This window comes from Vibrio sp. 1-1(7), assembly GCF_013048485.1.
Taxonomy (GTDB): domain Bacteria; phylum Pseudomonadota; class Gammaproteobacteria; order Enterobacterales; family Vibrionaceae; genus Vibrio; species Vibrio fujianensis.
The window spans coordinates 661,270-675,410 of sequence record NZ_VHSP01000001.1 but is presented as its reverse complement, the minus strand read 5'-3'; the positions used below and the strand labels follow the sequence as shown (position 1 = coordinate 675,410).

The window sequence follows — 14,141 nt, the reverse complement described above, 5'->3', positions numbered from 1 at the left end:
TAACCAAACTCTGAGCCTTTTCTTTGGCTCAGCTAGTCTTCTTTGCGGAGAACACAGTGCAACGTTATAAAAAAGAAGCGTCGACCTTAATTAAATTAGCGACGCCGGTATTAATCGCCTCTATTGCGCAAACCGGAATGGGGTTTGTCGACACGGTCATGGCGGGCGGAGTTAGCGCAACGGATATGGCGGCAGTCTCTATTGCGGCAAGCATCTGGCTCCCCTCTATCTTATTTGGTATCGGCTTACTGATGGCGCTGGTTCCTGTTGTTGCACAGTTAAATGGTTCCGGCCGACAAGAGCGTATCTCGTTTGAAATCCAACAAGGCATTAGCTTAGCATTATGGGTATCTATCCCGATCATTCTTGTGCTATTCCAAACCAAAACCATTTTAGGCTTAATGGATGTTGAGGCCTTAATGGCTGAAAAAACCATTGGCTATATGTACGCGGTGATGTTTGCTGTACCCGCTTTTCTTCTTTTCCAAACCTTACGCAGCTTCACCGATGGAATGTCTCTGACCAAACCGGCAATGGTGATAGGCTTCTTAGGCTTACTTTTCAATATCCCATTAAACTGGATTTTTGTTTACGGTAAATTTGGTGCGCCAGCACTGGGTGGTGTCGGCTGTGGGGTTGCAACCACGATCGTGTACTGGTTGATGTTTATCATGCTGCTATTTTATGTGGTAACTTCTCATCGGTTAGCGCGTATTCGACTCTTTACCACCTTCCATCGTCCCCAGTGGCAAGCACAATGCCGCTTATTTAAACTTGGATTCCCCGTCGCGGCTGCGCTATTTTTTGAAGTGACACTATTTGCTGCTGTGGCCTTGTTAGTCGCACCTCTCGGCCCATTGGTCGTGGCTGCCCATCAAGTCGCTCTCAGTTTCTCTTCACTGGTTTTTGTCTTACCCATGAGTATTGGTGCAGCCGTTTCTATTCGTGTTGGACATACTCTTGGTGAAGAAAATTTATCCGGTGCCGCGATTGCATCAAATGTCGGGTTGCTCGTTGGGGTAATTGCCTCTTTATTTACTGCAACGTTCACCATTTTATTTAGGGAAGAAATTGCGTTACTTTATACCCATAACCCTGAAGTTATCATGATGGCGATGCACTTACTCATTCTAGCGGGAGTATACCAATGTGTAGATGCCATTCAGGTTGTTGCCGCAGGAGCACTACGTGGCTATAAAGATATGGCTGCGATTTTCAACCGGACGTTTATTGCTTACTGGGTTTTAGGCCTACCAACAGGATACCTATTCGCGATGACAGATTGGATTGTTGAACCGATGGGAGCCAGTGGTTTTTGGATCGGTTTCATTGTGGGGTTAAGTTCAGCGGCAATAATGCTTGGGCTCCGTTTGTATTGGATACAACACCAAGATGATGACGTCCAAATGTATTATGCGACCAAATAATAGCGATACTCTTTTACTTGAAGCCGCGATAAACGCGGCTTCTAACTTCTTCTAGCGAAACGTTAATGTCTCTGCATAAGCACAAGACTCTTTAACTCGCATAAATCGCGCAAAACGAGGTTTGCCAGAATCCGTTAGACCATTAAAGCGATAAGTGATCACACAACCAATTTCAGGAGGTTGTTGGCGCAAAAAGTCAGTTAGCCCACTCCCTAAAGCAAATTCAATACCCGCATCATTACGCACCAACAGGGAGCCGACCATATTATGATATTTACCTTTCCCCACTTTATAGCCAATCACTTGAGCTTCACTATCCTGATGTTTTTTCAGTTTGAGTAAGTCATTATTTCGTCCTGCGCTATAGGTTGAAGAGAACTTTCTTAACATAATCCCTTCTGCATCTAACAAGAAAAGTCGATCAAGCTCATTAAGAAGCGCTTCTTCTGAGATAATCGGCTCATGTTTTACATATTGGATATGTGTTTGATTAATGGCTGAGGTCAATGAGCGTAAATGTTGATAACGAGTTTGGTAATCGCCGGAAAAAGTCGGTAAGTCAAATAACATAAAGGTTATCTGTTGCCAAGCTTCATCGGTTGGGTGGTGATCGAGTACCGTTTGTTGAACAAGAGAAAACCGCCCCCTACCGGCCCAAAGTTCGCCTTCAACAGGATAATGAGGTAATACCGCCGTAAACCATGCAGGGGCATAAATCAGTCTCCCTGTGCGAGTCGTTAGTTGCTTTCCATCCCATATTGCTCGAATACCATCCAATTTTTCACTTTGCCAATACTGTTCTAACGCAATTCCTTCACGATATTCATTCGCTTTAAGAATGGGCATGGGTTCTGCTTGAGCTGGTGCGGCCTGTATCGGATTCGCTATCAACAATGAGAGCGTAATGAGTGAGAGTTTTAAGTGCATTTTTCTTTCCTCTTCTGACTGTATGTCTGATGATGCATAAAGAAAAGTATGTGATTGCACTAACACTATCTGGGGTTTTATTTTACGCTACGAGCGCTCTCACATTAGATAAAACTTTCTTACTTCGCGAAAACTGAGTAACTGTGTGACGGCTCACGCTCTTGTATCTTCCCCACAGCCCCTTGTTCCATCAATTGTAAATATGCGTTTTCTGCCTGACTCCCACAAAAACAGAGTGAAAGACAATAAACCACTCATGGCTTTTACTGATCGATAGAATAGGCAAAGAAAGGCGCACCCTCAATGGAGTGCGCCTTCTTGATTAGGATGTTTGCCGAGCGTTGATTGCCCTAAGCTGAGTCAGGTAATCAACCCAACCTTGACTTTCTCTAGAAGGACTTAAATGATGGGCTTTTTTCGCTTGGGCTAATGCATCATCGAGTTGATTTAGCTTATATAAAGCTCGAGCTCTAGCTAAAGCAACCTCTGGCTGGCGTTGGCGATCTGTCACGTGATCTAATGAAGCGAGCGCTTGTTTATATTCACCTTTTTGGCTCTGGAGCAATGCAACATTCCAGTAATATTGTCGATCTTTCTTCGCGGCGATTGACCACGATTCTATGGCTTTATCCCACTCTTTTGCTCTTTGCCAATAAGTTGCACACTCAGTCACAAGTTCAAGATCACTATTAGTCGCCAATAACTGTTCTAACAGCTGTGCAGCTCGTACGGGTATACCATTTTGAGCATACAGTTGAGCCAGTAATCTTAGCTCTTGAGGACTAAGTTCTACGCCTTGCAATTTAGCCAGACTTAAACTACTTAAAGCTTCTTTTTGCCGTCCGGTACGAAGTTCCAGACTGACAAGCTGTAGCCACCAACTGCTTTTACTCGGCTCTAAAGTAATTAATCGTTTTAATGTGTCAATGGCGGCAGACCAATATTCTAACTGTAACTGAGCCCCTAATGTAATCGATAATGGCGTCACTTGATCGGGTAACTGAAAATGCTGATAATGCGCCATTGCCTCTAAGGTTTTTTTCCATTGCTGTAGCTGATAATGAACCTGACCAATTCTCAACCATAATTCATGCGCTTTTTGATCTTTAGGTACCTGTTTAGTTAATTGATAATAATGCGGTAGTGCCGGTTGATATTGGTGATCCATTAATAACAAATCCGCTAGCATGCGTCTTGTTGTCCACTCTTGTTGCTCTTGCAATTCCCCACTATTCACCGCATCACTAAGTGACTCAATCGCGGGTTGTAACTGTTCATTTTGCCAGTAGAACACCCCAAGCATTCGGGCTAAATAAGCCTTATCATATGCTCGTGTCAGTTGCGTTTCTTCTAATACACGAATGGCATCAATAAAGCGCTCTTCTTGAGCAAACTGGTTTGCTTGTAAGGCTTTGTTGGCAGCATAAGGGCTCAGCTCCGCAGCCGATGATGAAGCCGCTCCCATTAAGAGTAGATAGATGATTAATCGTCTGATCATTTGGCTAACTTAAACTCCAGTTTTACTGTTTGACCTGGCTGGGTTACGGCCGTGCCATCTAACAGTTTGGGTTGATATTTCCAACTACGTAATGCCTGCATTGCCTCACGCTCAAACATTCGTCTTGGATTGGCATCGACCACTTGAATTTCCGTCGGTCTACCGGTTTCATCGATGGTAAAGCGTAAAACGACATAACCTTCAATATTACGCTTCAGAGCTCGAGCAGGATAATTTGGCTCAACACGATACAAAGGTAATGCCTGTTGGTTGGCACCAAAGTCACCAAAAGTGGGCGCATTAATTGCGATACCATTAATCGCCGTATCTAATCCGAGTGATGGGACACTGGTTGGTGTTACGGTATTGGCTACCGTACTTTGCGGTTTTGTAACAGGTGCTTTCGGTGGCGGCTCAGGCATTTGAGGTTGCTCTGGAATCGCTCGCTGACGACGTTGAACATCTTGTTCTTGCTCAACCATCACCATATTAAAGCTCAACGACTGGCTTTGTTGTGGTGAACGCAATCCATCGTTGTTGACCATCCAAGCCATAAAGGTAAACAAACTGGCAGCAATCACTGCTGCAAAAGGCATCGCCAGAACTAAACGCATCATCCGCGTTTCTCCGCCGCTAACGCAATGTTTTTTACACCAGCACCTTTTGCCGCATCCATCACTTTCACCACGGTACCATTATAGGCATGCTCATCGGCCTGAATGACCAGTGAGGCTTCTGGCTGCTCAAGCAGTAAATGCTCTAATGTTGCTTGGACTCTTTCAGCGTCGATTTGCCTTTTATCAATATAAATATCATTAGCCGAAGTGATCGCAACAAAAATACCCGCATCTTTTTGCGCAGCAACATTTGCTGCTGATGGACGATTAACTTCAACCCCTGATTCTCGAACAAAAGAGCTAGTGACAATAAAGAAGATCAACATGATAAACACAATATCTAACATTGAGGTCAAATCGATTTGTGCTTCTTCTTGATTCGATGAACGTCGCCCCAGTCTCATCACTGACTCCTTAAGGATTTTTCAAGTTTTAACTCACACAAACGGCAGGTTTTCGCCAACCGGGCATAGATAAACATCCCAGCTAAAGCGGCGACCATGCCCGCCATGGTGGGCAATGTTGCTAATGAGATACCAGAGGCCATTAATTTAGGATTACTACTGCCCTGGGTAGCCATTACATCAAAAACAGAAATCATGCCTGTTACCGTACCTAATAATCCAAGCATGGGGCAAATAGCCACCAACACTTTGATCATACTTAAATATTGAGTGAGTTGAATGTGCGCTTGTCCTATCCATCCTGAACGAATAGCGTGCGCATACCATGAATGCTGATCGCTGCGCTCATGCCATTGCGCGATCCATTGCTTACGCTGTTGAGGAAAGATAAAGGCCAAATAAATAATACGCTCGATAACCAACAACCAGCACATTGCCACAACCGCCGCTAACCACCAAAGTACGGCCCCCCCCTGAGCCATAAACTCAGAAAGAGGTAGGAAAAAGCTTGGTAAGGAAAATAATCCATCAGCTTGATTCATATGAACTCCTTACGCAGCATGACTGATAACTTTTTTGGCATCGTTATTCATACTTTCACGTTCGGCTTGCTCAGCAACTAAGCCAATTCCTTGTTTTTCTAAAATGATACGAATATTTTCGGCCTGCGAACTCAAAATATTGTGCGCCAGCAATAGAGGCATTGCAGCCACTAGACCTAACACGGTGGTCACCAGTGCCATTGATATTCCCCCTGCCATCACTTTAGGATCACCATTACCAAATTGGGTGATGACCTGAAAAGTTTCTATCATCCCGGTTACCGTCCCGAGTAACCCTAACATCGGAGCTAATGCGGCCAACAGCTTGAGCATAGAAAGGCCTTTTTCTAACCCGGCTTGCTCATCCACCACAGCTTCCAATAAACGCAGTTCTAACGCTTCGACACTACGGGTTTGCTCTTTGTCATACACCGAAAGCACCCGACCCAACGGATTATTGCCTATATGATGAGGCGTCTTGAGTTGCTGCTGAATTTTTTGTCGTGCTACCGCAAGCGTCACACCTCGGTAGATCGCAATGATCAATCCAACACCTAACAAGAACAAAATGATTTTACCAATCACACCACCAGCTTCGAACCGTTGCTGTAAGGTAGGAGCAAGCGCAAGCTGCTCCAATAATAAGCCGCGAGACGGATCCAGTAGGACGTTTGCCATTCCCCCTTGCACGAGCGTTTGTAGCGAGGCATAACTCGGCCCATTATCGGGTTGCTGCTGATACGCAACCGCATCTTGACGCTGATTATGCCAACTCACATAGCCTTGCTCAGTCACAAGACCTAACGCTCCTAAGCGAATCGCATTCACTTGCTGTTGATGACCTTCCCCATCAATAAACGCAATCGATGCTTGGCTCACTTCACCACTCGCGATGATCTGTTCGTTCATTGCCTGCCATAATCCCACTAATTGCTTCATGGAAGGGAGTGATTGAGCGGCCACAATGGCTTTTACAATTGGAGCATAATGCTGGCGATCAACCCCTGTCACGGAAGCCATTTGTATAGCTTGTAATTCTTTAGCATTTTGACGAACGACACCGAAAATTTCTCCTAAACTTCCGGTTTCAAGACGCAGCTTTTCTTCCAAACGGGCCAGACTGTTTTCATTTTTGCTAAAACGCGTTGATAATGTATCCACTTCATTTTGTAAGCGATCTCGCTGTGCAAGGAGTGCATTTTTTTGTTCTCTTAATGACTGTTCCGTTTTTAAAAAACCAGCTTCGCGTTGGGTGTCTTGCATACCTTGCACCCGATTTTCTGTCTGCGCTTTTTCAAGTAAAACCGTATCAGCGTAAATGGGAGAAATGAACGCACTAGTCAGTGCTAAAACAGTAATATAACGGATAAGTTTCATTGAGTTGCCTCCGCCGCCGTCAGTGAAACTGGTAAGTTGAGTAATGTTGGAGCAATTTGCTGATAGGCCAGCTGATAAGCGGTATCAATGTCACCTTTGATACCTGAAGGTAATGGTTGCCAGTGCTTACTGTGTTGATCCCAAGACCAATAACGAGTGCCATTCAAATTACGAGCAACTAAAGAAACACGGCCTAAATAGAGAATATCTGCCTCAATCCGATCCTGATCGCTGAGATCAATCGTGCCTTGATAAACACCAAGTTTTGAACCGTAATCCATTTCAATCTGGTAGGCTTCTAAAATACGGCGATATTTCTCTGCATCACTCACGTCGGCACGAGACATAAGTAACTGTAAGCGAGCTAAGCGCTCTTGACGGGCAGCAAGACGAATCGGTTTATCTTCCGTGATGATTTTTTCTAATCCATCAATCATTCGATACATCAATGGCACAATTCCTTGGCGAGTTTGATGTATTTCTGTCATCTGCTCTTCCAGATTACTCATTTCCATTTCTTGGCTAACTACCAAAGCGGATAAGTGATCTCGATAAATAGTGAGGTTGTTTACTTCTTCATTTAACCGTTCAATCTCAGCTTGGAGCGCTAATGTTTCAGCCGAGCTTTTATCAATTTTTTTCTGGCTAACGGCTGAGTGGTTATTGGTCCGGTTTTGTATCGCTTTCGCATCATCCAGTGTACTCGCATAAGAAGGCAGCACGGACACCACTGAAAGCAGTATTAGGCTGGATTTTATCAAATTCATCATCATCATCTGTTACCAAGAAAGAATGCTGATATGTTATTGATAAAAGCTCTCATTATCAACTGTATTTTAGCGGGTTCGCTGTTTTTAGGTAATAGGTTAAGATCGACTATCGACTATCGACTATCGGCTTCGAACTGAAGAATGTGCGTGATGATCCCCGCAAGTGGACTCACATGCTGTGCTGCCCCCAGCGCGATGGCTTCTTTTGGCATACCAAATACCACGCAAGTCGCTTCATCTTGAGCCACCGTCTTTGCTCCGCTATCCAGTAGAACTTTAAGCCCACGGGCACCATCATCTCCCATGCCCGTCATAATGATGGCCAAAGCATTTTTTCCAGCTTGCTGAGCGGTAGAGCGAAATAAGACATCCACCGATGGTTTATGACGGTTCACTGGTGGGCCATCAAATACCTCGACTTTATACTGTGCTCCGCTTCGAACGAGCTTAGTGTGTTTTCCTCCAGGAGCAATCAAAGCACAGCCTGGCAATACACGATCCCCCGTTTTAGCTTCACTGACACTAATTTGGCATAGGTTATTGAGCCGTTCTGCAAACATTGCGGTAAATTTCTCTGGCATATGTTGGACAATCACAATCCCAGGCGAATGCGCCGGTAAACGGGTCAACACATACTCAAGCGCTTGTGTGCCACCGGTGGAGGTTCCTATCACAACAATTTTTTCGCTGCTTAATAATGCATTAATCGAAGGTGTTGGCCCATTTTTTGTGACCGTTGATGACGGACGAGCAAGCTGAGTTTGACGCGGAGTAAGTAAATTTTTTAGTTGTGCTTTAGCCGCCGAACGGACAGCTTGTAGTACTTGGTTCGTGCTCTCTTCAAGAAAGCCTTTTAAACCCACTTTAGGCTTAGTTATGATAGTTACCGCCCCAGCTTGTAACGCATCTAAAGTAATTTGCGCGCCTTGCTCAGTTAGTGTAGAGCAGATAATCACCGGAATGGGACGTTCTGCCATCAGTTTTTTTAGAAAGGTAATACCATCCATCCTTGGCATCTCAACATCTAAAATCATGACATCTGGCCACGTTTGCTGCATTCGTTTCATGGCAAAAATAGGATCTGCCGCCGCAGGTAATAGTTCGATATCCGGCTGTCCCGATAACATTTGACTGAAAACCTGTCTTACAACGGCCGAGTCATCAACGATCAACACTTTAATTTTTTTATGCGTCATCGCATTTCCTAATCAATTCATCCATTCCATACCCTTCCTACTTGAAGCTGCAGGGGGTGTTGGCTACGTTCTTTCACCCCAATCACATAGCCAGTCTATGCTCATGGGGATTCACTCACTTGCCGCCTACCTGCAACTTCAAATTGTTTGGGTATAATCTCTAAACTTTTTGATAGATAGAAGGCGAGATCAGCGTCAAAGAAGAACGAACAGACTGTAACGTCTCTGCGTGTCCAATAAATAGGTATCCACCGACATTAAGCTGGCGTTGAATATTATCAATCACTCGCTGCTTAGAACGCGCATCAAAATAGATCATCACATTACGGAGTAAAATAAGGTCAAAATGACCAAAACGCGCTAAGTTATCTTGCAAATTGACCGCCTGAAAGCTCACTTTTTCACGCAACGCTCGGCTCACTTTAAACCCATTCGCTTTGTCACCAATCCCTTTAAGACAATACTTTTGTAAATAATGTAGTGGAATATTGGCACTTCGGCTCAGTGGATAAACACCATGTCTCGCCACATCCAAAACACGGCTACTGATATCAGTGGCTAAAATTTGCCAAGGATGACAATAGTGCTCCATTAATAACATCGCCAATGAATAGGCTTCTTCACCAGATGAACTAGCAGCACTCCAACAACGAAGAGAGCGATCAAGGTATTGAGGAAGAATCTCTTGTTGAATAAACGAAAAATGAGCTTCTTCACGAAAGAAATAGGTTTCATTAGTTGTCAGCAAATCAATAACAATTTGTTGTTCAGCTTTTTGAGCCGGGCTTTCTACTGATGAGGTAAAAAAGTTAAAATAAGCATCCCAATCCGCTAATCCAAGATGCTGAAGACGCGATCCCAATCGGCCAATCACTAGCGATTTTTTACCATCGTGGAGATAAATACCGGCTCTCTCATACAACCAACGTTGATAACGCACAAATGTTTGGTCAGATAAGTGATGCGATAGATAACATTCTGGATAAACCGATTCAAGAAACGGCATAAGAAGCCCCTCTATTCTACCCGGTGACTAACTCGTTAGTCACCTGCTCAACCATGGCGAGTTCCTCGACCGATAAGACTTTATCTTCCGCGAGGATGATGACAAAGTTATCCTGTAACTGACCCATTGCACGGATAAAGTCGATACGAATTTGGCAACTAAAAGAAGGTGCCGCTCTTAGATCTAAACCCGGTATATCAATGACTTCAGAAACACTGTCGACCAAAACCCCCAAATCTTGACGCTGAGTCTCTGTTTCTACCTCAATAATTACAATACAAGATCGTTTGGTAATCGGCTGAGCTTCAATATGAAAACGGTGTGCAAGGTTAATCACCGGCACAACTTCACCGCGAAGGTTGATGACGCCTTGAATAAATTTAGGCATTCTCGGAATCGGGGTAATTTTCCCATACTCCAAAATCTCTTTGACGTTCAGAATGGCAAACGCATACATTTCACCGTTCAATAAAAACGTTAGATATTGCTGGTCATTCGCCTCACCATTGGGAGTTACCGCTAATGCAGTCATGTTAACCTCCTAAAAACGAACATAATCGGCATCATCATCAATCAACGTTGATGTTTCGTGTTGCTGTTTTACGGGTTGCTTATTCAGTTTTTTACTGGTGTGGACTTCACGCGACGCGTCGGTGGTAAAAAACGTCATCAATTGTTGCAGTTGTTGTGCTTGGCTACTCATTTCTTCCGAAGTTGAAGCTAACTCTTCTGATGCCGAAGCACTTTGCTGAGTCACGCTGTTAAGCTGCTCCATCGCTTGATTTATTTGTGAAGCACCGGTTGCCTGCTCCATTGAGGCGGCATTAATTTCTTGAACTAAGTCGGCTGTTTTTTGAATGGATGGTACAATTTCTTCTAGCAGCTCCCCGGCTTGTTCAGCTAATGCGACGCTATTTTTGGCGACCTCACCGATCTCTTGTGATGCGACTTGACTACGTTCGGCCAGTTTACGGACTTCAGCCGCCACAACTGCAAATCCTTTTCCATGCTCACCTGCTCGGGCAGCTTCAATAGCCGCATTTAAAGCTAATAAGTTTGTTTGATAGGCAATATCATCAATAATACTGATTTTTTCCGCTATTGATTTCATCGCCGCGACCGTTTGTGTGACCGCAGCACCACCATCTTGTGCTTCTTTTGCTGCTTTACTCGCAATACCATTGGTTACTTTGGCATTTTCAGTATTTTGAGCAATTGAAGCTGACATTTCTTCTATGGAGGAAGTGGTTTCTTCGACACTAGCCGCCTGTTCGCTCGCGCCTTGGCTTAAGTTTTGCGCGGTTGAAGAAACCTGTTCTGATGCTGAAGCTAAGGCATTACTTGCACCATTCACTTCACCCACTATTTGTGAGATTTTTTGCACCATCTGCTGCATTGCCAGCAATAATCGGCCCATTTCATCTTTACTGGTTACTTCAATACTGGCGGTCAAATCCCCTTTTGCCAACTGTTGAGACAGCCGGACTGCGCTTTCCAAAGGACCACAAATTCCTCGAATAATGACAATACCGAAACTTAACGCCAGTATCAGGCCAACCACGATTGACGATATAGAGACTATGCGCAACGTATCGTAAAGTAATGTTTCTCTTTGGTATTGGTTAGCTGACTCTTTGATTTGAAGTTCAATTAACTGTTCGAGCACTTGGGCGACTGGTGTATATAACGGGCGAACTTTATCTCCCGCTAGCGAGGTAGCCGTCTCGATATCATTGGCTCGCAACGCTACTAAGGTGGGTTCAATCGCTTGAGTGATAAAAGCTTTATTGTCTCGTTCAAACTGGCTTACTAAACGTGCTTCTTCTGCGGTTAAGCTCGTGTTCGCATATTTCGACCAATTCTCGTTTATTATTTTTAAATTACTTTCCACTAATGCAACTTGCATCGCGATATTTTCTTCATCGGGCACCAGTTGAGCAAACGCTAATGCAATACGATTACCCAAAAAGCGAGCTTTAATATCTCCCAGTTGGCCGATAGGAATGGTTCGGTCTTGATAGACATGTTTTAATCCATCAACCATTTTTCCCATCCCGTACAACCCTGCTGCGCCGATACCCACCAACAGAATACCTAATAGCCCAATTAGTAAACTGAGCTTAATTTTTACTGAGAGATTCTTAAACATTGCCAGATTCCTTATTTAGGTGATGAACATCATGTTCTTCATCTGATAAACGTAGTTTTCCTTCACTTCTTCAATTCATACCCTTGTTCAGTGAATCGTAAATTGTTGAGATTCTTGCTGAATAATTTGCTGTGTTAAACTTGGAATATCGAGGATAAGCGCTATATCCCCATTACCTAAGATCGTTGAACCACTGATCCCTTGAATATTGGTAAAGATTGGACCGAGCGGTTTAATCACGGTTTGTAACTCGCCCAAGAGTCGATCAACCACAAGTCCAACCATTTGCCCCCCGGTTTGCACCACCACAACATTTTGCCGCCGAGGCGCGCGGTAATTTAGATTAAACTGTTTACGTAGATCGATTAAGGGTAAAACGTTGCCTCTTAAATTAAGGTGATTGGTTACTTTACCGGTCCGTTTTTCAAGGTGATGATTCAGTTCAACGCACTCTTTCACTGAATCAAGGGGGACGACAAACTCTTCTTGACCGACTTCAACCAAAAAACCGTCAATAATGGCTAAGGTGAGCGGAAGCATGAGTCGGATAGTCGTTCCGACAGAGACTTCACTTTCGATTTCAACCCGGCCTCGTAATTCGTGAATATTTCGCCGAACCACATCCATTCCAACCCCTCGACCAGAAAGATTGGACACCTCTTTGGCCATTGAAAAACCCGGTTCAAAAATAAGTTGATACGTTTCTTCACGGCTAAGAACGCTCTGTGGATCAATTAAGCCTCTTTCTATCGCTTTTAGACGAATTTTCTCGGTATCCAACCCCTTTCCGTCGTCGCTAATTTCTAACACAATATTTCCTGAATCATGGTAAGCGTTGAGGGTAATGTTTCCAGCAGTGGATTTTCCTCGTGCTTTGCGACTATCTGGAGATTCAATGCCATGATCAATGGCATTACGAATAAGATGCATCAACGGGTCGCCTATTTTCTCAACGACTGATTTATCCAATTCGGTCTCTGCGCCATGGATAACTAGCTCAATTTCTTTTCCCAGCTCTTTCGATACATCCCTAACGACCCGTTGAAATCGAATAAAGGTCGTCCCTATCGGTACCATTCTTAATTTGAGCGCGGCATCTCTCACTTCTTCTAATAATCCATTTAAACAGGACACCGACTCTTGCAATACACTATCTGCATAGTGGCTGGCCTGTAGTGCGCATCCAGCGCCGGCAGTCACCAGTTCACCAATAAGATTAATCAACGTGTCGAGCTTCTCGGCATCGACACGTAAACTTTTTGAATCACGATGCTGTGTTTCATTAGCAGCTTTAGACTTAGGGGCATTTGCATTCACTAAGGGAGTCGTAGACTCGATGCGCTCGGCACCGATCGTCGAGCTACAATCGGTAGATTCACTCACCGATAAACCACAATAGTGAAAATGGGATGGGTTTTGCTGGCTGAGTTGTTGTAAATTGGCCATAAAATCAGCCGTACACTGCTCCTCAGTAAACACCCAGACCTCTCCTTCATCACGAATAAATTCAAAAACTTCTTCTATCTCACTCGCTTGAGCATATGTGGTGAAGGAAAGTTGCCAACATAAATAGCTATTCTCTGAATCAAATGCTTGCCACTCATCCGGCAACCCACTGTCATCTAAAATAATTTGCTCAATTTCGCCTAACTTAGCCAAATAAGTAAAAAAAGATAATGGATCCATACCATCTTGCAATGCCGTCTTTGGGAAACGAACAAATAAAAAATAGTGAGATGAGGCTGCTGAAGTTGAATAAGACGAGTCACAACGCTCGGTTTGGCAATACGTCTCATCCCGCGAGTCAGTTGCGGGTGAAGGTACAAGGTATTGATCTAACTCAATCATTAACGATTTACTAATACTCGCATTGTCTTGATCATCCACTTGCTGATATTGCGCTTCATCCAACAAGCTGAGCATATGATCCCGGCAACGAAATAATAAGCTGATGATCTCACTCGAAAGAGACGATGGCGTTGCTCTTAGCTGATCTAATAAATTTTCAACTTTATGGGTAAAATGCACAATCGAATCTAAGTTGAAAATTCCAGCGGAGCCTTTGACCGTATGAGCGGCTCGAAAAATAGCGTTGAGCCTTTCAGATAGTTCATTACGATTGCCAGCTTCAAGTTCTAGTAAGTCAAGCTCCATGGTTTCGAGCAGTTCTCGGCTTTCGGTATAGTAGGTGTCTAAAGCCGCCAACAACATGGGATCCATCTTCATAC

The 14,141-nt window shown here is 44.0% G+C and carries 13 protein-coding genes; 1 reads left to right on the top strand and 12 read right to left on the bottom strand.

From position 1 onward, the window contains the following. Positions 1-56 precede the first annotated feature (56 nt). The gene (locus FKN05_RS03190) at positions 57-1,427 is read left to right on the top strand and encodes an MATE family efflux transporter (protein ID WP_170886888.1); all 1,371 of its coding nucleotides are present in this window, start codon (positions 57-59) and stop codon (positions 1,425-1,427) included. A gap of 51 nt (positions 1,428-1,478) precedes the next feature. Here FKN05_RS03190 and FKN05_RS03185 read toward each other — a convergent pair whose 3' ends face one another. From FKN05_RS03185 to FKN05_RS03130, 12 genes are all read right to left on the bottom strand, one after another. After that, positions 1,479-2,354, bottom strand: coding sequence for a DNA ligase (locus FKN05_RS03185; RefSeq protein WP_170886887.1), 876 nt, complete (start codon positions 2,352-2,354; stop codon positions 1,479-1,481). Positions 2,355-2,676: 322 nt separating this feature from the next. After that, positions 2,677-3,852 carry a tetratricopeptide repeat protein gene (locus FKN05_RS03180; RefSeq protein ID WP_170886886.1) on the bottom strand — a complete coding sequence of 392 codons (1,176 nt, stop codon included), beginning with the start codon at positions 3,850-3,852 and terminating at the stop codon, positions 2,677-2,679. Beyond that, positions 3,849-4,469 carry an energy transducer TonB gene (locus FKN05_RS03175; RefSeq protein WP_170886885.1) on the bottom strand — a complete coding sequence of 207 codons (621 nt, stop codon included), beginning with the start codon at positions 4,467-4,469 and terminating at the stop codon, positions 3,849-3,851. Before FKN05_RS03175 ends, FKN05_RS03180 begins: the two co-directional genes overlap by 4 nt. Further along, positions 4,466-4,873: an ExbD/TolR family protein gene (locus FKN05_RS03170; protein WP_099612465.1), complete on the bottom strand. Its 408-nt coding sequence runs from the start codon at positions 4,871-4,873 to the stop codon at positions 4,466-4,468. Before FKN05_RS03170 ends, FKN05_RS03175 begins: the two co-directional genes overlap by 4 nt. Beyond that, positions 4,873-5,415, bottom strand: coding sequence for a MotA/TolQ/ExbB proton channel family protein (locus FKN05_RS03165; RefSeq protein WP_161426867.1), 543 nt, complete (start codon positions 5,413-5,415; stop codon positions 4,873-4,875). The genes FKN05_RS03170 and FKN05_RS03165 overlap by 1 nt, the downstream gene beginning before the upstream one ends. Positions 5,416-5,424: 9 nt before the next feature. Then, positions 5,425-6,792 (bottom strand): MotA/TolQ/ExbB proton channel family protein, encoded by a 1,368-nt coding sequence (locus FKN05_RS03160; RefSeq protein ID WP_099612466.1) that lies wholly within the window; start codon positions 6,790-6,792, stop codon positions 5,425-5,427. After that, positions 6,789-7,559 carry a DUF3450 domain-containing protein gene (locus FKN05_RS03155; RefSeq protein ID WP_170887229.1) on the bottom strand — a complete coding sequence of 257 codons (771 nt, stop codon included), beginning with the start codon at positions 7,557-7,559 and terminating at the stop codon, positions 6,789-6,791. Before FKN05_RS03155 ends, FKN05_RS03160 begins: the two co-directional genes overlap by 4 nt. 116 nt (positions 7,560-7,675) lie before the next feature. Next, entirely contained in the window at positions 7,676-8,758 is a 1,083-nt protein-coding gene (gene cheB / locus FKN05_RS03150; RefSeq protein WP_099612467.1) for a protein-glutamate methylesterase/protein-glutamine glutaminase, read from the bottom strand. 160 nt (positions 8,759-8,918) lie between these two features. Further along, a complete protein-coding gene (locus tag FKN05_RS03145; RefSeq protein WP_099612468.1) occupies positions 8,919-9,764 on the bottom strand; it encodes a CheR family methyltransferase in 846 nt (281 codons plus the stop codon). A gap of 16 nt (positions 9,765-9,780) precedes the next feature. Then, positions 9,781-10,296: a chemotaxis protein CheW gene (locus FKN05_RS03140; protein WP_161426870.1), complete on the bottom strand. Its 516-nt coding sequence runs from the start codon at positions 10,294-10,296 to the stop codon at positions 9,781-9,783. Between the two features lie 9 nt (positions 10,297-10,305). Further along, on the bottom strand, positions 10,306-11,913 hold the full coding sequence (locus FKN05_RS03135; protein WP_170886884.1) for a methyl-accepting chemotaxis protein: 1,608 nt from the start codon (positions 11,911-11,913) through the stop codon (positions 10,306-10,308). A gap of 87 nt (positions 11,914-12,000) precedes the next feature. Next, positions 12,001-14,139, bottom strand: a complete 2,139-nt coding sequence (locus tag FKN05_RS03130) for a chemotaxis protein CheA (protein ID WP_249339262.1) — start codon at positions 14,137-14,139, stop codon at positions 12,001-12,003. Positions 14,140-14,141: the final 2 nt, after the last annotated feature.